Here is a 17,662-nt window from a genome sequence, read left to right as displayed (position 1 = left end):
CGCATCGAGCGCGGCGTGATCAAGGTGGGCGACGAGATCGAGATCGTCGGTATCCGTCCGACCCAGAAGACCACGGTCACGGGCGTGGAGATGTTCCGCAAGCTGCTGGACCAGGGCCAGGCGGGCGACAACGCGGGCCTGCTGCTGCGCGGCACCAAGCGTGACGANGTGGAGCGCGGCCAGGTGCTGGCGAAGCCGGGCACGATCACCCCGCACACGGACTTCGAGGCCGAGGTGTACGTGCTGTCGAAGGACGAGGGCGGCCGCCACACGCCGTTCTTCAAGGGCTACCGCCCGCAGTTCTACTTCCGTACGACGGACATCACCGGCGCGGTGACGCTGCCGGAGGGCACGGAGATGGTGATGCCGGGCGACAACGTGAAGATGTCGGTGTCGCTGATCAACCCGATCGCGATGGACGAGGGTCTGCGGTTCGCGATCCGCGAGGGCGGCCGCACGGTCGGCGCCGGCGTGGTGTCGAAGATCATCAAGTAAGCACCCGGGCCCCGCGACGGCGGGGCCGTGAACCGGACGCCGGGCTCCCAGGCCCGGCGACCGGACAGGCCGGACCCGGCGCCTGCTGGCGGCCGGGGCGGGCAGGGAGCAGGCCGCCCCACCCGGACCGTCCGGATGCGAACAGTGCTTGCATCCGGATCGTGAAGGTTCCATAATATTCGACTCCCCGCTGCCGAGCCTGTCCGGGCGACAGCGGAACCGCGAAATGAGGTGCAGGAAGTGCCTCGTCTTCGCCAGACAGGGATCTTGTCGCGTGGCAGGTGCTCCGCCCGTTCCGGAGGTCTCCGGGACACATAGGCGGGGCGTTTTGGCACGCTTGCGATCCAGGTCTGGGCGGGCCGGGCGACCGGTCTGCCCTGTTTTTTTCCCGTTCCCCGGGTGGCCAGGCGCGGTATGCCTGGCGGCATGGGGGCCGAAAACGGGGTCCGGCGCACCCAGCCGCCGGGCCCGTCGCTCTTTCAACGAAGGAATTCCGTCATGGCGGACCAGAAAATCCGGATCCGGCTCAAGGCGTTCGATCACCGACTGATCGACCGTTCGGCCAGCGAGATCGTCGAAACGGCCAAGCGGACCGGCGCGCAGGTGCGCGGCCCGATCCCGCTGCCCACCAAGATCGAGCGTTACACCATCCTCACGTCGCCGCACGTCGACAAGGATGCGCGTGACCAGTACGAAGCCCGCACGCACAAGCGCGTGCTCGATATCGTCGACCCCAACGACAAGACCGTGGACGCGCTGATGAAGCTCGAGCTCGCGGCTGGCGTCGACGTCCAGATCAAGCTGACCTGAGGCCCCGAACCATGACCGCGAAGATCCATTCGTTGGGCATCGTCGGCCGCAAGGCCGGCATGAGCCGGGTGTTCACCGAGGACGGCAAGTCCGTGCCCGTGACCCTGATCGAAGCCACGCCCAACCGCATCACCCAGATCAAGACCGTCGAGACCGACGGCTACAGCGCCGTGCAGGTCACCGCCGGCGTGCGCCGCGCCTCGCTGCTCACCAAGCCCGAGGCCGGCCACCTGGCCAAGGCCAAGGTCGAGCCCGGCCGCGGCCTGTGGGAGCTGCGCGTCGCCGCCGACAAGATCGGCGACTTCGAAGTCGGCGGCGAGATCAAGGCCGACATTTTCGAGGTCGGCCAGCTGGTCGACGTCCAGGGCGTGACCAAGGGCAAGGGCTTCCAGGGCACGATCAAGCGCTGGAACTTCAGCATGGGCGACGCGACGCACGGCAACTCGCTGTCGCACCGCGCGCCCGGCTCGATCGGCCAGCGCCAGACCCCGGGCCGCGTGTTCCCGGGCAAGAAGATGGCGGGCCACATGGGCCACGTGACCCAGACGACCCAGCGCCTGCAGGTGGTCAAGGTGGACGCCGAGCGCGGCCTGATCGCCGTCAAGGGCGCCGTCCCCGGCGCGCCGGGCGGCGACGTCATCGTCCGTCCCTCGAGCAAGGCATAAGGAGAGATGACGATGGAACTCGCCATCAACGGCAGCAACAGCAAGCTGTCCGTGTCCGACGCGGTGTTCGGGCGCGAATTCAGCGAAGACCTGGTCCACCAGGTCGTGGTGGCCTACCAGGCCGCCGGCCGTGCCGGCACCAAGGCGCAGAAGACCCGCGCCGAGGTCAACGGCACCACCAAGAAGTCGAAGCGCCAGAAGGGCGGCGGCGCCCGCCACGGCGCGCTGACCGCGCCGATCTTCGTCGGCGGCGGCCGCGCCTTCGCCGCCCGGCCGCGCAGCTTCGAGCAGAAGGTCAACCGCAAGCAGTATCGTGCGGCCATGGCGGTGATCCTGTCCGAGCTCAACCGCCAGGGCCGGATCAAGGTCGTCGAGTCGTTCGACGTCGACGCGCCGAAGACCGCTGGCCTGGTCGCCAAGCTCAAGGAATTCGACCTGGGCAGGCGTCCGCTGATCGTCACCGAGGACGCCTCGGAGAACCTGTACCTGTCGGCGCGCAACCTGCCGTACGTCGAGGTTCGCGACGTGCAGGGCCTGGACCCGGTCGCGCTGGTCGGTGCCGACAGCGTCCTGGTCACCACCGAGGCGGTGAAGAAGATCGAGGAGTGGCTGGCATGAACGACGCCAAGCTCTATGAAGTGATCCGTGCGCCGCGCGTGTCCGAGAAGACCGCGCGCCTGCAGGAAGTGTCCAACCAGTACGCGTTCGAGGTGTCGAAGGACGCGACCAAGGCCGAGATCAAGGCCGCGGTCGAGAAGCTGTTCGACGTCAAGGTCGAGGCGGTCAACGTGGTCAACGTGAAGGGCAAGAGCAAGTCCTTCCGTTTCCGCCAGGGCAGCCGCGGCAACTGGCGCAAGGCGTACGTGACGCTGGCCGAGGGCCAGTCGATCGACGTGATCAACGCGACGGCCTGAGGAAGCTCCCATGCCATTGATGAAGTTCAAGCCCACGTCCCCCGGCCGCCGCAGCGCGGTCCGCGTGGTGACGCCCGACCTGCACAAGGGCAAGCCGCACGCCGCGCTGGTCGAGCCGCAGGAGCGTACCGGCGGCCGCAACCATCACGGGCGGATCACCACCCGCCACCGCGGCGGTGGCCACAAGCAGCACTACCGCATCATCGACTTCAAGCGCGACAAGGAAGGCATCCCGGCGCGCGTGGAGCGGATCGAGTACGACCCGAACCGCACCGCGCACATCGCGCTGCTGTGCTACGTCGACGGCGAGCGCCGCTACATCATCGCACCGAAGGGCCTGAAGGCCGGCGACCAGGTGATCGCGGGCAACGACGCCCCGATCAAGGCCGGCAATACCCTGCCGCTGCGCAACATCCCGGTCGGTTCCACGGTGCACTGCATCGAGATGAAGCCGGGCAAGGGCGCGCAGCTCGCCCGCGCCGCCGGCGCCGGTGTGCAGCTGGTCGCCCGCGAGGGCGTGTACGCGCTGATCCGCCTGCGTTCGGGCGAGATGCGCCGCGTGCCGGCCGAGTGCCGCGCGACCATCGGCGAAGTCGGCAATGTCGAGCACAACCTCGAGAAGCTGGGCAAGGCCGGTGCCAAGCGCTGGCGCGGCATCAAGCCGACCGTCCGCGGCGCGGCCATGAACCCGGTCGACCACCCGCACGGCGGCGGCGAAGCCAAGGCCGGCCAGGGCAACCCGCACCCGGTCACCCCGTGGGGCGTGCCGACCAAGGGCTACAAGACCCGCAAGAACAAGCGGACGCAGCAGTTCATCGTGCGCGACCGCAGGAGCTGATAGAGCATGGCACGTTCACTGAAGAAGGGTCCGTTCGTCGACCATCACCTGATCAAGAAGGTCGAGGCCGCGGGCAACACCAAGAAGCCGATCAAGACCTGGTCGCGCCGCTCGATGATCCTGCCGGAGATGGTGGGCTTCACGATCGCCGTCCACAACGGCCGCAACCACGTTCCGGTGCTGATCAACGAGAACATGGTGGGCCACAAGCTCGGCGAGTTCGCCATCACCAGGACCTTCAAGGGTCATGGCGGCGACAAGAAGTCGGGCAGGTAAGGAGCGCACGATGGACAAGGCAACACGAGCCAAGCACGAAGAAGCCAAGCGGGCGCGCTCCGAGGTCAACAAGCGCACCGCGGTGCTGCGCACTGCCCGCATCTCGCCGCAGAAGGCGCGCCTGGTCGCCGACCAGGTTCGCGGCCTGCCGGCCGAGCGCGCGGTCAACCTGCTCAAGTTCTCCGACAAGAAGGCGGCGCACCTGATCAAGAAGCTGGTCGAGTCCGCGATCGCCAACGCCGAGAACAACGCCGGCGCCGACATCGACGAGCTCCGCATCGCGAAGATCACGGTCGACGAAGGTCCGCTGCTGAAGCGCTTCATGGCGCGGGCCAAGGGCCGCGGCACGCGCATCCTCAAGCGCACCAGCCACATCACCGTCGTCGTGGGAGAGGGCAAGTAAATGGGTCATAAAGTTCATCCCACCGGCATCCGCCTCGGCATCGCCAAGGACTGGAACTCCAAGTGGTACGCCGGCAAGAAGGAATACGCCGAGTACCTGACGGCGGACCTGAAGGTGCGCGAGATGCTGCGCAAGCGCCTGGCCGCGGCCGGCATCAGCAGGATCCTGATCGAGCGCCCGGCCAAGACCGCGCGCGTGACGATCCACACCGCCCGCCCGGGCGTTGTGATCGGCAAGCGCGGCGAGGACATCGAAAAGCTGCGCAAGGACGTGTCGGCGATGATGGGCGTGCCCGCGCACATCAACGTCACCGAGGTGCGCAAGCCCGAGCTCGACGCCCAGCTGGTGGCCGAGTCGATCGCGCAGCAGCTCGAGCGCCGCATCATGTTCCGCCGCGCGATGAAGCGCGCGGTGGGCAATGCGATGCGCCTGGGCGCGCTCGGCATCAAGGTCAACGTCGCCGGCCGCCTCAACGGCGCCGAGATCGCGCGTTCGGAGTGGTACCGCGAAGGCCGCGTGCCGCTGCACACGCTCCGCGCCGACGTCGACTACGGCTTCGCCGAGGCCCGCACCACCTACGGCGTGATCGGCATCAAGGTCTGGATCTACAAGGGCGAGGTCTTCGACTTCTCCCAGGTCGGCCAGGAGAAGCAGGACGATTCGCCGCGCGGCAACGATCGCGGCGACCGTGGTGACCGCGAGCGCCCGCGTGGCCCGCGCCGTGACCGCGGCGATCGCGAGGCGAGGGACTAAACCATGCTGCAACCCAAGCGAACCAAGTACCGCAAGATGCACAAGGGCCGCAACGACGGCCTGGCGTGGAGCGGCAATGCCGTCAGCTTCGGCGAGTACGGCCTGAAGGCCACCTCGACCGGCCAGATCACGGCCCGCCAGATCGAGGCCGGGCGCCGTTCGATCAGCCGCCACGTCAAGCGCGGCGGCAAGATGTGGATCCGCGTGTTCCCCGACAAGCCGATCACCAAGAAGCCGATCGAAGTCCGCATGGGCTCGGGCAAGGGTTCGGTCGAGTACTGGGTCGCGCAGATCCAGCCCGGCCGCATGATCTACGAGATCGAGGGCGTGCCCGAGGAGACGGCGCGCGAGGCGTTCCGCCTGGCGGCCGCCAAGCTCTCGGTCACCACCACTTTCGTGACCCGGACGGTGCGCTGATGGCTACGATCAAGGAACTGCGCGGCAAGTCCGCCGAAGAGCTGCAGGGCCATCTGCTGGACCTGCACAAGGAACGCTTCGCCCTGCGCATGCAGAAGGCGACCGGCCAGCTGACCAGGACGCACGAACTGCGTCGCGTTCGCCGCGAGATCGCGCGCGTCAACACGCTGCTGTCGGCGAAGAAGTAGGGCATAGACCATGAACAACAGCGAAAAGAAGCAGAACACGGTCCAGGGCCGGGTGGTCAGCGACAAGATGGACAAGACGGTGACCGTGCTCGTCGAGCGGAACGTGAAGCACCCGCTCTATGGCAAGTACATCCGCCGCTCGACCAAGCTGCACGCCCACGATGCCGACAACTCCGCGAAGGAAGGCGACATCGTGCGCCTCGTGGAAGTGGCCCCGATCTCGAAGACCAAGAACTGGCGCGTGGTCGAGATCGTCGCCCGCGCTGCCGAATAACGGAGGACGCGTCCAATGATCCAGATGCAGAGCCACCTCGACGTGGCCGACAACTCCGGCGCCAAGGAAGTGATGTGCATCAAGGTGCTCGGCGGCTCCAAGCGCCGCTACGCCGCGATCGGCGACATCATCAAGGTGTCGGTCAAGGAAGCGATCCCGCGCGGCAAGGTGAAGAAGGGCGAGGTCTACGACGCGGTCGTGGTGCGCACCCGCAAGGGCGTGCGTCGCCCCGACGGTTCGCTGATCCGCTTCGACGGCAACGCCGCGGTGCTGCTGAACAACAAGCACGAGCCGATCGGCACTCGCATCTTCGGGCCCGTGACCCGCGAGCTGCGTTCCGAGAAGTTCATGAAGATCGTCTCGCTCGCTCCTGAAGTGCTGTGAGCGGAAGGACACAAGACCATGGCTAAGCGAATCAGGAAAGGCGATCAGGTCATCGTGATCGCGGGGCGGGACAAGGGCAAGACCGGCGAGGTGGTGCGCGTGCTCGGCGACAAGGTCGTCGTCTCGAACATCAACATCGTCAAGCGCCACACCAAGCCCAACCCCCAGGCGGGGCAGCCCGGCGGCGTGATCGAGCGCGAGGCGCCGATCCACGCGTCGAACGTGATGCTGTTCAACCCTGCCACCGGCAAGGGTGAGCGCGTCGGTACCAAGGTGCTCGAGGATGGACGGCGGCTGCGCGTGTTCCGCTCGAGTGGCGAGGCGGTCTGATCAAGGCCGCCTGATCACCAGGAAAGAAGACAATGACGACCCGTCTGGAAAAGTTCTACAAGGATGAAGTCGTGCCGAAGCTCATGGAGCAGTTCGGCTACGACAACATCATGCAGGTGCCGCGCCTGACCAAGATCACGCTCAACATGGGCGTGGGCGAGGCCGCCGCGAACAAGAAGATCCTCGAGAACGCGACCGCCGACATGGCGAGGATCGCCGGCCAGAAGCCGGTGGTCACCAAGTCGCGCATCTCGGTGGCCTCGTTCAAGATCCGCGACGGCTGGCCGATCGGCTGCAAGGTGACCCTGCGCCGCGCGAGGATGTACGAGTTCCTCGACCGCCTGATCAACGTGGCGCTGCCGCGCGTGCGCGACTTCCGCGGCGTGTCCGCCCGGTCGTTCGACGGTCGCGGCAACTACAACATGGGCGTGAAGGAGCAGATCATCTTCCCGGAGATCGATTTCGACCAGGTCGATGCGCTCCGCGGCATGGACATCGCCATCACCACCACCGCCAAGACCAACGCCGAAGCCAAGGCCCTGCTCGAGGCCTTCCGCTTCCCGTTCCGCAACTGAGGAAATACACATGGCGAAGACCTCCATGGTCAACCGCGAGGCCAAGCGCGCCAAGCTGGTGAAGAAGTACGCCGCCAAGCGCGAGGAGCTGAAGAAGATCATCTCCAGCCAGACGGCGAGCTACGAGGAGAAGATCGAGGCCGCGACCAGGCTGCAGAAGCTGCCGCGCGATTCTTCCCCGGCGCGCCAGACCACCCGCTGCGCCCTCACCGGGCGCCCGCGCGCGGTCTACTCGAAGTTCGGCCTGGGCCGGAACATGCTGCGCCAGGCCACGATGCGCGGCGACGTGCCGGGCCTGCGCAAGGCCAGCTGGTAAGCGCCGCCCCCGGCCGCGGCCGGGGAGGGACCAGGCCACCACCGCGCGGCCGGGTTCGTATATAATTGCCGGCTTGCCCGATCCTCCGGGCACGCCTGGCGGCCCCCCGACCGCCCCGGTGGCGGTTCGGGGAACAACTCGACAGATTTCGCGAAAGCGGATATCGGTGCGTTCATAAGGAACTTCCATGAGCATGACTGATCCCATCGCCGACATGCTGGTCCGCATCAAGAATGCGGCCGCGGTCGGCAAGCCGACGGTGAAGATGCCGTCCTCCAAGATCAAGGTCGCCATCGCCAACGTCCTCAAGGACGAGGGCTACATCAGCGGCCTGCGGGTGATCGAGAACGGCGCCAAGGCCGAGCTCGAGATCGAACTCAAGTATTTCGAAGGCCGTCCGGTGATCGAGCAGCTCAAGCGCGTGTCGCGCTCGGGCCTGCGCCAGTACCGCGGCAAGGACGCGCTGCCCAAGGTCCTCGGTGGCCTCGGCATCGCAATCATCTCCACCTCCAAGGGCATCATGACCGATGCGCAGGCGCGCCAGCAGGGCGTCGGCGGCGAGGTCCTGTGCTTCGTGGCCTAAGGGAGTAACGCACATGTCCCGCATCGCCAAGAAGCCCATCGCCCTGCCGAAGGGCGTCGAGATCAATGCCCAGGCCGAATCGATCAGCGTCAAGGGCCCGAAGGGCACCCTGAGCGTGGCCAAGCCGGCCGGCATCGAGGTGCGCATCGAGGACGGCAACGCCCACCTGTCGGCGGCCGACGCCTCCCAGATCGCGCTGACCGGCACCCTGCGCTCGATCGTCGCCAACATGGTTCACGGCGTGTCGCAGGGCTTCGAGCGCAAGCTCGAGCTGGTCGGCGTGGGTTACCGCGCCGCCGTCCAGGGCAAGGACCTGAACCTGTCGCTCGGCTACTCGCACCCGGTGGTGTTCACCGCCCCCGAGGGCATCACCATCACCACGCCGACCCAGACCGAGGTCGTGGTGGCCGGCGCCGACAAGCAGCTGGTGGGCCAGGTCGCCGCCAAGATCCGTGGATTCCGTCCGCCGGAGCCCTACAAGGGCAAGGGCGTGAAGTACTCCGACGAAACCATCATCCGCAAGGAAGCCAAGAAGGCGTAATGCGGCAGGCCCCGCCGGTCGGGCAGGGCCACCGCCAGCCGATCCGCTTCCAGTAGAGACCAAGAACCATGGACAAGAAAATCGCCCGCCTGCGCCGCGCCAAGTCGACCCGCGCCCGCATCCGCGAACTCGGCGTTCCGCGCCTGTCGGTGCTGCGTACCGGCCAGCATGTCTACGCCCAGGTCTTCAGCGCCGACGGCTCGAAGGTGCTCGCCGCCGCCAGCACCACCCAGGCCGACGTGCGCGAGGGCCTCAAGAGCTCGAAGAACATCGAGGCCGCCGCCAAGGTCGGCCGCGCGATCGCCGAGAAGGCCAAGGCCGCGGGGATCGAGAAGGTCGCCTTCGACCGCTCGGGCTACCGTTACCACGGCCGCGTGAAGGCGCTGGCCGATGCCGCCCGCGAGGGTGGCCTGCAGTTCTGATCCGGGGGCGGCGCGGCCAGGTCCGCGCCGCCTTCCTGCCTGACCCGCCGGCACGGGCTGTGCCGGGCGCTCCGCGGCTTCTGCCCGCCGGAAGCGATCCACCGCTCCAGACCACAACGATAAGCGGCCAAGCCGCGAAATTCCCTTCCAGACAGAGACACGGCAATGGCAGAACCTCGTGAGAACCGCGGCCGCGATCGCAATCGCGACCGGGAAGAGATCGACGACGGCATGATCGAGAAGCTGATCGCGGTCAACCGCGTCAGCAAGACCGTCAAGGGCGGCCGCCAGTTCACCTTCACCGCGCTGACGGTGGTGGGCGACGGCAACGGCAAGGTCGGCTTCGGCTACGGCAAGGCGCGCGAAGTGCCGGTCGCGATCCAGAAGTCGATGGAGTACGCGCGCAAGAACCTGCGCACCGTGGATCTCAACGGCCCGACCCTGTGGCACACGGTCAAGGCCGGCCACGGCGCCGCGCGGGTGTTCATGCAGCCGGCTTCCGAGGGTACCGGCGTGATCGCCGGCGGCGCGATGCGCGCCGTGCTCGAGGCGGTGGGCGTGAAGGACGTGCTGGCCAAGGCGGTCGGCTCGCGCAACCCGATCAACCTGGTGCGCGCGACGGTCAAGGGTCTCGAGCAGATGCACTCGCCGGCCCGTATCGCGGCCAAGCGCGGCAAGAAGGTGGAGGAGATCCTCAATGGCTAAGAACCAGGCTGGTACCGGCACCGTGAAGGTGCGTCTGGTCAAGGGCCTGCGCGGCACGCAGGCCAAGCACCGCCTGTCGGTCCGCGCGCTGGGCCTGAACAAGCTCAACGACGTCCGCGAACTGAAGGACAGCCCGCAGGTCCGTGGCCTGATCAACAAGGTCCACTACCTGGTCCGGGTCGAGGAGTAAGCACATGAAGCTCAATACGCTCAAGCCCGCCGACGGCGCCCGCAAGGAGCGCACCCGCGTCGGTCGCGGCATCGGCTCCGGCCTCGGCAAGACCGCCGGTCGCGGCCACAAGGGTTCGTTCGCGCGCGCCGGCAAGGGCAAGATCAAGGCCGGCTTCGAAGGCGGCCAGATGCCGATGCACATGCGCCTGCCGAAGGTCGGCTTCCGCTCCAAGCTGAAGGCCGACACCGCCGAGGTGTTCCTGTACCAGCTCGAGCGCCTGGACAGCGAGGTCGACTTCGCCGCGCTGCGCGCCGCGAAGCTGGTGCCGAGCACCGCGAAGAAGGCCAAGGTGGTCAAGCAGGGCGAGATCTCGAAGAAGCTCGTGCTCAAGGGCCTGCTGGTGACGGCGGGTGCGCGCGCGGCGATCGAGGCCGCCGGCGGCAAGATCGAGGAGTAAGGACGGCATGGCGCGAAGCGCGGGAGCAATGTCGGGCCTGGCGGGCGCGGGCAAGTTCACCGAACTGCGCCAGCGCCTGCTGTTCGTGCTCGGTGCGCTGATCGTCTACCGGATCGGCTGCTTCATCCCGGTGCCGGGCGTGAACCCGGACGCGATGCTGCAGCTGATGGAGCGCCAGGAAGGCACCATCGTGGACATGTTCAACATGTTCTCCGGTGGTGCCCTGGAGCGCTTCAGCCTGTTCGCGCTCAACGTGATCCCCTACATCTCGGCGTCGATCGTGATGCAGCTGCTGGTGCAGATCGTGCCGAGCCTGAAGGCGATCCAGAAGGAAGGCGAGTCGGGCCGCCGCCGGATCACCCAGTGGTCGCGCATCGGCGCGATCCCGCTGGCGATCTTCCAGTCGGCCGGCATCGCGGTCGCATTGCAGAGCCAGGGCGCCGGAGCGGGTATCCCGGTGGTCTACGCGCCGGGCCCCGGTTTCGTGCTCACCGCGATCGTCGCCCTGACCGCCGGCACCATGTTCCTGGTGTGGCTCGGCGAGCAGGTGACCGAGCGCGGCATCGGCAACGGCGTGTCGCTGATCATCTTCGCCGGCATCGTCGCCGGCCTGCCGAGCGCCGTGATCAGCACGGTCGAGGCCGCCCGCAATGGCGACATGAGCCCGATCGCGGTGATCGTGGTCGCGGTGCTGGTGGTGGCGGTGACCTTCTTCGTGGTGTTCGTCGAGCGGGGCCAGCGCCGGATCACTGTCAACTACGCACGCCGCCAGGGCGGTCGCAACGCGTACATGAACCAGACCTCGTTCCTGCCGCTGAAGCTCAACATGGCGGGCGTGATCCCGGCGATCTTCGCGTCGTCGATCATCATGTTCCCAGCCACCGCGACCACCTGGTTCGGCCAGGCCGGTTCGACCCAGTGGCTGCAGCGGGTGGCCCAGGCGCTGTCCCCGGGCGAGCCGCTGTACATCCTGCTGTATGCGGGCCTGATCGCCGGCTTCGCCTTCTTCTACACGGCGCTGGTGTTCAACTCGCAGGAGACCGCGGACAACCTGAAGAAGTCCGGCGCGCTGGTCCCCGGCATCCGCCCGGGCAAGGCCACCGCCGAGTACATCGACGGGGTCCTGACCCGGCTCACCGCCGCTGGCGCCGCCTACCTGGTGCTCGTGTGCCTGCTGCCGGAGTTCATGCGCAACGAACTGAACGTCTCGTTCTACTTCGGCGGCACCTCGCTGCTGATCGTGGTGGTGGTGGTGATGGATTTCATCGCTCAGGTGCAGGCGCACCTGATGTCGCACCAGTACGAGAGCCTGCTGAAGAAGGCGAACCTCAAGGGCGGGTCCCGCACGCGCTGACGCGTGGGCGGACCCAGGCCCGGCCAGGGACGGTCGGACGGGACCAGCGGTGCCGCCTGGGGCGGGGCCGGGGTCCGGGAACCGGGCGGCCAGCGGCCGCCGGTCCCACCGGCCAGGAGGGCAGGACACACGCCGGCGCGGAGCACAGCCTCCCCCGGCACGATGGGCGACTCCCGCGGCGGTCCCGCGCGGGGGTGGATCCGGGCCAGCCGCGCACCAGAGTAGTGCGCGGGGCAGGGGGGAGACCCCCGGCCAGCCCGGCTCCGTCGCCGGAGCATGGGCACACTCCCCATGCCGGGCCGGAGGGCGCTCCAGGGCGTCCTCCGGCTTCCAGAGAACCCGGGACCCTGTTACAATTTCGTGTTCACTCAGCCGGGGGCGCCCCTCCCGGTCGACCAACCAGTTGGAGATCCGCGCATGGCGCGTATTGCAGGTGTCAACCTGCCTGCCCAGAAGCACGTCTGGGTCGGGCTGCAGAGCATCTACGGCATCGGCCGTACCCGTTCCAAGCTCGTCTGCGAGGCCGCGGGCGTGCCGGCGAACACCAAGATCCGCGACCTGTCCGAGCCGGAAGTCGAGCGCCTGCGCGCCGAGGTCGGCAAGTACGTGGTCGAGGGCGACCTGCGCCGCGAGGTCGGCATGGCGATCAAGCGCCTGATGGACCTGGGCTGCTACCGCGGCCTGCGCCACCGCCGCGGCCTCCCCCTGCGTGGCCAGCGCACCCGGACCAACGCCCGTACCCGCAAGGGTCCGCGCAAGGCCATCAAGAAGTAATCGAGGACAACCGACATGGCCAAGCCGGCAGCAGGCAAGCAGAAGAAGAAGATCAAGCGCGTCGTCACCGACGGCATCGCGCACGTCCACGCTTCGTTCAACAACACCATCGTCACCATCACCGACCGCCAGGGCAACGCGCTGTCGTGGGCGACCTCGGGCGGCGCGGGCTTCCGCGGCTCGCGCAAGTCGACCCCGTTCGCCGCGCAGGTCGCCGCCGAGAAGGCGGGCAAGGATGCGCTGGATTACGGCGTCAAGTCGCTGGAAGTGCGCATCAAGGGCCCGGGTCCGGGTCGTGAGTCGGCCGTGCGTTCGCTGAACAACGTGGGCTACAAGATCACCAACATCGTCGACGTGACGCCGATCCCGCACAACGGGTGCCGTCCGCCGAAGAAGCGCCGCGTCTAAGGGGGCGACAAGCACATGGCACGTTACATCGGTCCTACCTGCAAGCTCGCGCGCCGCGAAGGCGTCGACCTGTCGCTCAAGTCGCCGGCCCGCGCGCTCGACTCCAAGTGCAAGCTGGAGCAGAAGCCTGGCCAGCACGGCGCCACCGCGCGCCGGGGCAAGCTCTCCGACTACGCCACCCAGCTGCGCGAGAAGCAGAAGGTCAAGCGCATCTACGGCCTGCTCGAGCGCCAGTTCCGCAACTACTACAAGAAGGCCTCGAACCGGAAGGGCAACACCGGCGAGAACCTGCTGCAGCTGCTGGAAACCCGCCTGGACAACGTCGTCTACCGCATGGGCTTCGCGGTGACCCGTCCCTCGGCCCGCCAGCTCGTCTCGCACCGCGGCGTGACCGTGAACGGCAAGGTCGTGAACCTGCCGTCCTACCAGGTCAAGTCCGGCGACGTGATCGCGCTGTCCGAGAAGGCGCAGAAGCAGCTCCGCGTGCAGGAGTCGCTGAACATCGCCCAGACGATGGACCTGACCCCGTCGTGGGTCGAGGTCGACCAGAAGAAGTTCACCGGCGTGTTCAAGGCGGTCCCGGACCGTAGCGACCTGCCGGCCGACATCAACGAAGCGCTGATCGTCGAGCTTTACTCGAAGTAAGGACTGGCGGCGGGGCCTACCCGCGGCACCAGCGACAACTCCCCCGGCCCGTGCGACGCACGGGCCACCCCTTGGCAGCAAGGGGCTCCAAACGTCCAGGGCTGCGCGTCGACGGGCGCGACCGCCCTGCAGGAGATGCTACGAATATGACAGTTACCGCCAACCAGGTCCTGCGCCCCCGTGGTCCCCAGATCGAACGCCTCTCGGGCAACCGGGCGAAGGTCGTGATCGAACCGCTCGAGCGTGGCTACGGCCATACCCTCGGCAACGCGCTGCGCCGCGTGCTGCTGTCGTCGATCCCCGGCTATGCGATCACCGAGGTCGAGATCGACGGCGTGCTGCACGAGTACAGCACGATCGAGGGCCTGCAGGAAGACGTGCTCGAGGTGCTTCTGAACCTCAAGGACGTGGCGATCCGCATGGGCACCGGCGAGAGCGCCACCCTGACCCTGAGCAAGGGCGGGCCGGGCGTGGTCACCGCGGCCGACATCAAGACCGACCACAACGTCGAGGTGCTCAACCCCGACCACGTGATCGCGCACCTGACCAAGGACACCCAGCTCAACATCCGGCTGAAGATCGAGCGCGGCTTCGGTTACCAGCCGGCCGCCGCCCGCCGCCGTCCCGACGAGGAGACCCGCGCGATCGGCCGCCTGATGCTGGACGCGTCGTTCTCGCCGGTCCGCCGCGTGGCCTACGAGGTCGAGGCGGCCCGCGTCGAGCAGCGCACCGACCTTGACAAGCTGGTCCTGGACATCGAGACCAACGGCACGATCGACGCCGAGGAGGCCGTGCGCACCGCCGCCGACATCCTCACCGACCAGCTGTCGGTGTTCGGCGACTTCACCCAGCGCGACCGCGGCAGCCAGAAGAGCCAGGCCCCGGGCGTCGACCCGATCCTGCTGCGCCCGATCGACGACCTCGAGCTGACCGTGCGTTCGGCCAACTGCCTCAAGGCCGAGAGCATCTACTACATCGGCGACCTGATCCAGAAGACCGAGGTCGAGCTGCTCAAGACCCCGAACCTGGGCAAGAAGTCGCTCACCGAGATCAAGGAAGTGCTGGCCCAGCGCGGCCTGTCGCTCGGCATGAAGCTGGAGAACTGGCCGCCGGCCGGCGTCGCCAGCCACGGCATGCTCGGCTGAGAAGCAAGCGCGCGCGGGAGCGGCTCGGCCGCCACCCGCGCGACGCGTTAGCACCATGCAGTGCACCCGCTGCCACTGGCGGCGGGAGCCGACGGGCCAAGCCCGCGGCACGACCGGCGAAGGATGCCGGCGAGGGCCATCCGCAGTCCGCTTCCAGCGCCAGGACGGCGACAGAGACGTACAGGGTTTCAACCTTCCAATCCGCAAGGAACCAAGACCATGCGCCACCAGAAAGCCGGCCGCAAGTTCAACCGGACCAGCGCCCACCGCCAGGCGATGCTCAGCAACATGGCCGCCTCGCTGTTCAAGCACGAGCTGATCAAGACCACCCTGCCCAAGGCCAAGGAACTGCGCCGCGTCGCCGAGCCGCTGATCACCCTGGCCAAGACCGACAGCGTCGCCAACCGCCGCCTCGCCTTCTCGCGCCTGCGCGACAAGGTGGCCGTGGGCAACCTGTTCACCACCCTGGGCCCGCGCTACGCCAACCGCCCGGGCGGCTACCTGCGCATCCTCAAGTGCGGTTTCCGCGCCGGCGACAACGCGCCGATGGCCTACGTCGAGCTGGTGGACCGTCCGCAGAACGACGCCTGATCCGCGGCGACGCGTTCCGCCCGAAAGCCCCGGCCCCGGCCGGGGCTTTTGCGTTTCCGGCGCTGGCCTCGCCGGGCAGGAGGCGGCGACGGGCCCGCTCGCCGGCGCCGGCGGTCGTGCGTGGCGGGGTGGCGGGCGATAATGCCGCTCCCGACACCGCCACCAGGGCCCCATGAATCCATTCGCCTGGTCGTTCCGCGCCCGCATGCTGATCGCGGCCGCCGCCTGCTTCGCGCTGATCTCCTTCGCGATCTACAGCCAGTTCGCCTGGGGACTGCAGCCGTGCCCGCTGTGCATCTTCCAGCGCATCGCCTTCGCCGCGCTGGGCGTGGTGCTAATCGCCGCCGGCCTGCATGCGCCGCGCGGCAGGGGCGGGCGCATGGCCTGGGGCGTGGTCGTCCTGGCCGCCGCGGCCGCCGGGATCGGGGTCGCCGGCAGGCACGTCTGGCTGCAGCTGTTCCCGCCGCCGATCCCGGCCTGCGGCGCGCCGTTCGCGTTCATGCGCGAGACCATGGACACCCCGAGCCTGGTCCGGCAGGTGCTCACCGGCACCGGCGACTGCGGCGCGATCGACTGGACCTTCCTCGGCCTGTCGATGCCGTGGTGGAGCCTCATCTGGTTCGTGCTCATCGCCGCCTGGTCGTTGCATGCGGCGTTTCGCCGCTGACCGTTCCGGGGGCGGTTGCAGCTGAAATTGACGCGCCGCAGCATCCGGCGCACCATGCCGGCTCCAACCGGGCAGCACCATGAACAGGACCGATCGACCCCTCCAGGCAGTGAACCTTCCGGACGACTGGCATCCGGGCAGCTGGCGCACCCGCCCGGCGATGCAGATGCCCACGTATCCGGATCCGGAGGAGCTCGCGGAGGTCCAGGAAGAACTGCGCGCGCTGCCGCCGCTGGTGACCTCGTGGGAGATCCTGAGCCTCAAGCAGCAGCTGGCCGAGGCGCAGGAAGGCAAGCGCTTCCTGCTCCAGGGCGGCGACTGCGCGGAGAACTTCGCCGAGTGCAACTCGGACATCATCTCCAACCGGCTCAAGGTGCTGCTGCAGATGAGCCTGGTGCTGGTGCACGGGCTGAAGCTGCCCGTGGTGCGCGTCGGCCGGTTCGCGGGCCAGTACGCGAAGCCGCGCTCGGCCGACACCGAAGTGCGCGACGGCGTCGAATTGCCCAGCTACCGCGGCGACATCGTCAACGGACCGGCGTTCACCGCGCAGGCGCGCAGGCCCGATCCGCGGCGCATGATCAAGGCCCACGCGCGTTCGGCGATGACGATGAACTTCGTGCGCTCGCTGATCGACGGCGGCTTCGCCGACCTGCACCATCCCGAGTACTGGGGCCTGGGTTGGGTCAAGCAGTCGCCGCTGGCGGGCGAGTACCAGAAGATGGTTGCCGGCATCGGCGACGCGGTGCGCTTCATGGAGACGCTGGCCGGGATCAAGGTGCACAACCTGAGCCGGGTGGACTTCTACACCTCGCACGAGGCGCTGCTGCTGCCGTACGAGGAGGCGCAGACCCGGCAGGTGCCGCGGCAGTGGGGCTGGTTCAACCTCAGCACCCACTTCCCTTGGATCGGGATGCGCACCGCCGCGCTCGATGGCGCGCACACCGAGTACTTCCGTGGCATCCGCAACCCGATCGCGGTCAAGGTCGGTCCGTCGGTGACGCCCGATCAGCTGCTGCGCCTGATCGACGTGCTCAACCCGGACGACGAGCCGGGCCGGCTCGGCCTGATCCACCGCATGGGCGCGGCGCAGGTCGCGGAGAAGCTCCCGCCGCTGCTCGACGCGGTCAAGCGCGAGGGGCGCCGGGTGCTGTGGATCTGCGATGCGATGCACGGCAACACCGAGTCGACCAGCAACGGCTACAAGACCCGGCGCTTCGACAACATCCGCAGCGAGATCGAGCAGTCGTTCGACATCCACGCCGCCGCGGGCACCCGTCTCGGCGGCGTGCACCTGGAGCTGACCGGCGAGGACGTCACCGAATGCATCGGCGGCGCGCGCGACCTCACCGAGGTCGACCTCGAACGGGCCTACCGCTCGACGGTCGATCCGCGCCTGAACTACGAGCAGGCGCTGGAAACGGCGATGCTGATCGTGCGCAAGCACGCCCAGCTCAACCCGCCCGTCAGCGCCTGATCCGCCGGCCGGTCGGCAGCGGGCGCCGCGATGCGGCGCGCCCGGGTCGCCATGTGGTGAAATGACGCCGGTGCCGGGCTCGCCGG

30 protein-coding genes are annotated in these 17,662 nt (G+C 68.1%); all 30 read left to right on the top strand.

Going from position 1 to position 17,662, the window contains the following annotated elements:
- Nucleotides 1-495: EF-Tu/IF-2/RF-3 family GTPase (locus LUTJ29_RS0106960; RefSeq protein WP_027071904.1), on the top strand; the 495-nt coding region annotated here is incomplete at its 5' end.
- A gap of 498 nt (nt 496-993) precedes the next feature.
- The gene (gene rpsJ, locus LUTJ29_RS0106955) at nt 994-1,305 is read left to right on the top strand and encodes a 30S ribosomal protein S10 (RefSeq protein ID WP_027071903.1); all 312 of its coding nucleotides are present in this window, start codon (nt 994-996) and stop codon (nt 1,303-1,305) included.
- A gap of 11 nt (nt 1,306-1,316) precedes the next feature.
- Complete coding sequence (gene rplC, locus LUTJ29_RS0106950; protein WP_027071902.1) at nt 1,317-1,970, top strand: 50S ribosomal protein L3; 654 nt, start codon at nt 1,317-1,319, stop codon at nt 1,968-1,970.
- Nucleotides 1,971-1,982: 12 nt separating this feature from the next.
- Nucleotides 1,983-2,588 carry a 50S ribosomal protein L4 gene (gene rplD / locus LUTJ29_RS0106945; protein ID WP_027071901.1) on the top strand — a complete coding sequence of 202 codons (606 nt, stop codon included), beginning with the start codon at nt 1,983-1,985 and terminating at the stop codon, nt 2,586-2,588.
- A complete protein-coding gene (gene rplW, locus LUTJ29_RS0106940; protein ID WP_027071900.1) occupies nt 2,585-2,884 on the top strand; it encodes a 50S ribosomal protein L23 in 300 nt (99 codons plus the stop codon). The genes rplD and rplW overlap by 4 nt, the downstream gene beginning before the upstream one ends.
- 10 nt (nt 2,885-2,894) lie before the next feature.
- The gene (rplB, locus tag LUTJ29_RS0106935) at nt 2,895-3,722 is read left to right on the top strand and encodes a 50S ribosomal protein L2 (protein WP_027071899.1); all 828 of its coding nucleotides are present in this window, start codon (nt 2,895-2,897) and stop codon (nt 3,720-3,722) included.
- A gap of 6 nt (nt 3,723-3,728) precedes the next feature.
- Nucleotides 3,729-3,998 carry a 30S ribosomal protein S19 gene (gene rpsS / locus LUTJ29_RS0106930; RefSeq protein ID WP_027071898.1) on the top strand — a complete coding sequence of 90 codons (270 nt, stop codon included), beginning with the start codon at nt 3,729-3,731 and terminating at the stop codon, nt 3,996-3,998.
- A gap of 10 nt (nt 3,999-4,008) precedes the next feature.
- Nucleotides 4,009-4,401 (top strand): 50S ribosomal protein L22, encoded by a 393-nt coding sequence (gene rplV / locus LUTJ29_RS0106925; protein WP_051322779.1) that lies wholly within the window; start codon nt 4,009-4,011, stop codon nt 4,399-4,401.
- Nucleotides 4,402-5,154: a 30S ribosomal protein S3 gene (gene rpsC, locus LUTJ29_RS0106920; protein ID WP_027071896.1), complete on the top strand. Its 753-nt coding sequence runs from the start codon at nt 4,402-4,404 to the stop codon at nt 5,152-5,154. It begins immediately after the preceding gene.
- A gap of 3 nt (nt 5,155-5,157) precedes the next feature.
- Nucleotides 5,158-5,571 (top strand): 50S ribosomal protein L16, encoded by a 414-nt coding sequence (gene rplP, locus LUTJ29_RS0106915; RefSeq protein ID WP_027071895.1) that lies wholly within the window; start codon nt 5,158-5,160, stop codon nt 5,569-5,571.
- On the top strand, nt 5,571-5,759 hold the full coding sequence (rpmC, locus tag LUTJ29_RS0106910; RefSeq protein ID WP_027071894.1) for a 50S ribosomal protein L29: 189 nt from the start codon (nt 5,571-5,573) through the stop codon (nt 5,757-5,759). Before rplP ends, rpmC begins: the two co-directional genes overlap by 1 nt.
- Nucleotides 5,760-5,769: 10 nt before the next feature.
- A complete protein-coding gene (gene rpsQ, locus LUTJ29_RS0106905) occupies nt 5,770-6,033 on the top strand; it encodes a 30S ribosomal protein S17 (RefSeq protein WP_027071893.1) in 264 nt (87 codons plus the stop codon).
- A gap of 15 nt (nt 6,034-6,048) precedes the next feature.
- Nucleotides 6,049-6,417: a 50S ribosomal protein L14 gene (gene rplN, locus LUTJ29_RS0106900; RefSeq protein ID WP_027071892.1), complete on the top strand. Its 369-nt coding sequence runs from the start codon at nt 6,049-6,051 to the stop codon at nt 6,415-6,417.
- Nucleotides 6,418-6,435: 18 nt separating this feature from the next.
- Nucleotides 6,436-6,747, top strand: a complete 312-nt coding sequence (gene rplX, locus LUTJ29_RS0106895) for a 50S ribosomal protein L24 (protein WP_027071891.1) — start codon at nt 6,436-6,438, stop codon at nt 6,745-6,747.
- A 32-nt stretch (nt 6,748-6,779) separates the two neighbouring features.
- Entirely contained in the window at nt 6,780-7,322 is a 543-nt protein-coding gene (rplE, locus tag LUTJ29_RS0106890) for a 50S ribosomal protein L5 (RefSeq protein ID WP_027071890.1), read from the top strand.
- A 10-nt stretch (nt 7,323-7,332) separates the two neighbouring features.
- Nucleotides 7,333-7,638, top strand: a complete 306-nt coding sequence (gene rpsN, locus LUTJ29_RS0106885; protein WP_027071889.1) for a 30S ribosomal protein S14 — start codon at nt 7,333-7,335, stop codon at nt 7,636-7,638.
- 187 nt (nt 7,639-7,825) lie between these two features.
- A complete protein-coding gene (gene rpsH, locus LUTJ29_RS0106880; RefSeq protein WP_027071888.1) occupies nt 7,826-8,221 on the top strand; it encodes a 30S ribosomal protein S8 in 396 nt (131 codons plus the stop codon).
- Between the two features lie 13 nt (nt 8,222-8,234).
- The gene (gene rplF / locus LUTJ29_RS0106875; protein WP_027071887.1) at nt 8,235-8,762 is read left to right on the top strand and encodes a 50S ribosomal protein L6; all 528 of its coding nucleotides are present in this window, start codon (nt 8,235-8,237) and stop codon (nt 8,760-8,762) included.
- A gap of 68 nt (nt 8,763-8,830) precedes the next feature.
- Complete coding sequence (rplR, locus tag LUTJ29_RS0106870) at nt 8,831-9,184, top strand: 50S ribosomal protein L18 (protein WP_027071886.1); 354 nt, start codon at nt 8,831-8,833, stop codon at nt 9,182-9,184.
- A gap of 165 nt (nt 9,185-9,349) precedes the next feature.
- Nucleotides 9,350-9,889 (top strand): 30S ribosomal protein S5, encoded by a 540-nt coding sequence (gene rpsE, locus LUTJ29_RS0106865; RefSeq protein ID WP_084524736.1) that lies wholly within the window; start codon nt 9,350-9,352, stop codon nt 9,887-9,889.
- A complete protein-coding gene (gene rpmD / locus LUTJ29_RS0106860; RefSeq protein WP_027071884.1) occupies nt 9,882-10,079 on the top strand; it encodes a 50S ribosomal protein L30 in 198 nt (65 codons plus the stop codon). Before rpsE ends, rpmD begins: the two co-directional genes overlap by 8 nt.
- 4 nt (nt 10,080-10,083) lie before the next feature.
- Nucleotides 10,084-10,518 carry a 50S ribosomal protein L15 gene (gene rplO, locus LUTJ29_RS0106855; RefSeq protein WP_027071883.1) on the top strand — a complete coding sequence of 145 codons (435 nt, stop codon included), beginning with the start codon at nt 10,084-10,086 and terminating at the stop codon, nt 10,516-10,518.
- Between the two features lie 7 nt (nt 10,519-10,525).
- Nucleotides 10,526-11,872, top strand: coding sequence for a preprotein translocase subunit SecY (secY, locus tag LUTJ29_RS0106850; RefSeq protein WP_027071882.1), 1,347 nt, complete (start codon nt 10,526-10,528; stop codon nt 11,870-11,872).
- A 417-nt stretch (nt 11,873-12,289) separates the two neighbouring features.
- The gene (rpsM, locus tag LUTJ29_RS0106845; RefSeq protein WP_027071881.1) at nt 12,290-12,646 is read left to right on the top strand and encodes a 30S ribosomal protein S13; all 357 of its coding nucleotides are present in this window, start codon (nt 12,290-12,292) and stop codon (nt 12,644-12,646) included.
- A 15-nt stretch (nt 12,647-12,661) separates the two neighbouring features.
- Entirely contained in the window at nt 12,662-13,054 is a 393-nt protein-coding gene (gene rpsK / locus LUTJ29_RS0106840) for a 30S ribosomal protein S11 (RefSeq protein WP_027071880.1), read from the top strand.
- Nucleotides 13,055-13,069: 15 nt separating this feature from the next.
- On the top strand, nt 13,070-13,699 hold the full coding sequence (gene rpsD, locus LUTJ29_RS0106835) for a 30S ribosomal protein S4 (RefSeq protein ID WP_027071879.1): 630 nt from the start codon (nt 13,070-13,072) through the stop codon (nt 13,697-13,699).
- A gap of 146 nt (nt 13,700-13,845) precedes the next feature.
- On the top strand, nt 13,846-14,844 hold the full coding sequence (gene rpoA, locus LUTJ29_RS0106830; RefSeq protein ID WP_027071878.1) for a DNA-directed RNA polymerase subunit alpha: 999 nt from the start codon (nt 13,846-13,848) through the stop codon (nt 14,842-14,844).
- A 219-nt stretch (nt 14,845-15,063) separates the two neighbouring features.
- Nucleotides 15,064-15,435, top strand: a complete 372-nt coding sequence (gene rplQ, locus LUTJ29_RS0106825; RefSeq protein WP_027071877.1) for a 50S ribosomal protein L17 — start codon at nt 15,064-15,066, stop codon at nt 15,433-15,435.
- Between the two features lie 172 nt (nt 15,436-15,607).
- Entirely contained in the window at nt 15,608-16,102 is a 495-nt protein-coding gene (locus LUTJ29_RS0106820; RefSeq protein ID WP_027071876.1) for a disulfide bond formation protein B, read from the top strand.
- Between the two features lie 79 nt (nt 16,103-16,181).
- Complete coding sequence (locus LUTJ29_RS0106815) at nt 16,182-17,576, top strand: 3-deoxy-7-phosphoheptulonate synthase class II (protein WP_027071875.1); 1,395 nt, start codon at nt 16,182-16,184, stop codon at nt 17,574-17,576.
- Nucleotides 17,577-17,662: the final 86 nt, after the last annotated feature.

Source organism: Luteimonas sp. J29 (assembly GCF_000472505.1).
Lineage (GTDB): Bacteria > Pseudomonadota > Gammaproteobacteria > Xanthomonadales > Xanthomonadaceae > Luteimonas.
The sequence above is the reverse complement of the archived record's forward strand: the minus strand, read 5'-3'. Positions and strand labels throughout refer to the sequence as shown.

Excerpts from the sequence above, each read along its gene's own strand:
- LUTJ29_RS0106815 (WP_027071875.1), top strand. The coding sequence starts at position 16,182 with ATGAACAGGACCGATCGACCCCTCCAGGCAGTGAACCTTCCGGACGAC.
- rplR (WP_027071886.1), top strand. The coding sequence starts at position 8,831 with ATGGACAAGAAAATCGCCCGCCTGCGCCGCGCCAAGTCGACCCGCGCC.
- rplD (WP_027071901.1), top strand. The coding sequence starts at position 1,983 with ATGGAACTCGCCATCAACGGCAGCAACAGCAAGCTGTCCGTGTCCGAC.
- rpsD (WP_027071879.1), top strand. The coding sequence starts at position 13,070 with ATGGCACGTTACATCGGTCCTACCTGCAAGCTCGCGCGCCGCGAAGGC.
- rpsC (WP_027071896.1), top strand. The coding sequence starts at position 4,402 with ATGGGTCATAAAGTTCATCCCACCGGCATCCGCCTCGGCATCGCCAAG.
- rplV (WP_051322779.1), top strand. The coding sequence starts at position 4,009 with ATGGACAAGGCAACACGAGCCAAGCACGAAGAAGCCAAGCGGGCGCGC.
- rplX (WP_027071891.1), top strand. The coding sequence starts at position 6,436 with ATGGCTAAGCGAATCAGGAAAGGCGATCAGGTCATCGTGATCGCGGGG.
- rpsK (WP_027071880.1), top strand. The coding sequence starts at position 12,662 with ATGGCCAAGCCGGCAGCAGGCAAGCAGAAGAAGAAGATCAAGCGCGTC.
- rplE (WP_027071890.1), top strand. The coding sequence starts at position 6,780 with ATGACGACCCGTCTGGAAAAGTTCTACAAGGATGAAGTCGTGCCGAAG.
- rplC (WP_027071902.1), top strand. The coding sequence starts at position 1,317 with ATGACCGCGAAGATCCATTCGTTGGGCATCGTCGGCCGCAAGGCCGGC.
- secY (WP_027071882.1), top strand. The coding sequence starts at position 10,526 with ATGGCGCGAAGCGCGGGAGCAATGTCGGGCCTGGCGGGCGCGGGCAAG.
- rpsN (WP_027071889.1), top strand. The coding sequence starts at position 7,333 with ATGGCGAAGACCTCCATGGTCAACCGCGAGGCCAAGCGCGCCAAGCTG.
- rpsJ (WP_027071903.1), top strand. The coding sequence starts at position 994 with ATGGCGGACCAGAAAATCCGGATCCGGCTCAAGGCGTTCGATCACCGA.
- rpsS (WP_027071898.1), top strand. The coding sequence starts at position 3,729 with ATGGCACGTTCACTGAAGAAGGGTCCGTTCGTCGACCATCACCTGATC.
- rpsH (WP_027071888.1), top strand. The coding sequence starts at position 7,826 with ATGAGCATGACTGATCCCATCGCCGACATGCTGGTCCGCATCAAGAAT.
- rpsQ (WP_027071893.1), top strand. The coding sequence starts at position 5,770 with ATGAACAACAGCGAAAAGAAGCAGAACACGGTCCAGGGCCGGGTGGTC.
- rpsE (WP_084524736.1), top strand. The coding sequence starts at position 9,350 with ATGGCAGAACCTCGTGAGAACCGCGGCCGCGATCGCAATCGCGACCGG.
- rplB (WP_027071899.1), top strand. The coding sequence starts at position 2,895 with ATGCCATTGATGAAGTTCAAGCCCACGTCCCCCGGCCGCCGCAGCGCG.
- LUTJ29_RS0106820 (WP_027071876.1), top strand. The coding sequence starts at position 15,608 with ATGAATCCATTCGCCTGGTCGTTCCGCGCCCGCATGCTGATCGCGGCC.
- rplW (WP_027071900.1), top strand. The coding sequence starts at position 2,585 with ATGAACGACGCCAAGCTCTATGAAGTGATCCGTGCGCCGCGCGTGTCC.
- rplO (WP_027071883.1), top strand. The coding sequence starts at position 10,084 with ATGAAGCTCAATACGCTCAAGCCCGCCGACGGCGCCCGCAAGGAGCGC.
- rplQ (WP_027071877.1), top strand. The coding sequence starts at position 15,064 with ATGCGCCACCAGAAAGCCGGCCGCAAGTTCAACCGGACCAGCGCCCAC.
- rpsM (WP_027071881.1), top strand. The coding sequence starts at position 12,290 with ATGGCGCGTATTGCAGGTGTCAACCTGCCTGCCCAGAAGCACGTCTGG.
- rpmC (WP_027071894.1), top strand. The coding sequence starts at position 5,571 with ATGGCTACGATCAAGGAACTGCGCGGCAAGTCCGCCGAAGAGCTGCAG.
- rpmD (WP_027071884.1), top strand. The coding sequence starts at position 9,882 with ATGGCTAAGAACCAGGCTGGTACCGGCACCGTGAAGGTGCGTCTGGTC.
- rplN (WP_027071892.1), top strand. The coding sequence starts at position 6,049 with ATGATCCAGATGCAGAGCCACCTCGACGTGGCCGACAACTCCGGCGCC.
- rpoA (WP_027071878.1), top strand. The coding sequence starts at position 13,846 with ATGACAGTTACCGCCAACCAGGTCCTGCGCCCCCGTGGTCCCCAGATC.
- rplP (WP_027071895.1), top strand. The coding sequence starts at position 5,158 with ATGCTGCAACCCAAGCGAACCAAGTACCGCAAGATGCACAAGGGCCGC.
- rplF (WP_027071887.1), top strand. The coding sequence starts at position 8,235 with ATGTCCCGCATCGCCAAGAAGCCCATCGCCCTGCCGAAGGGCGTCGAG.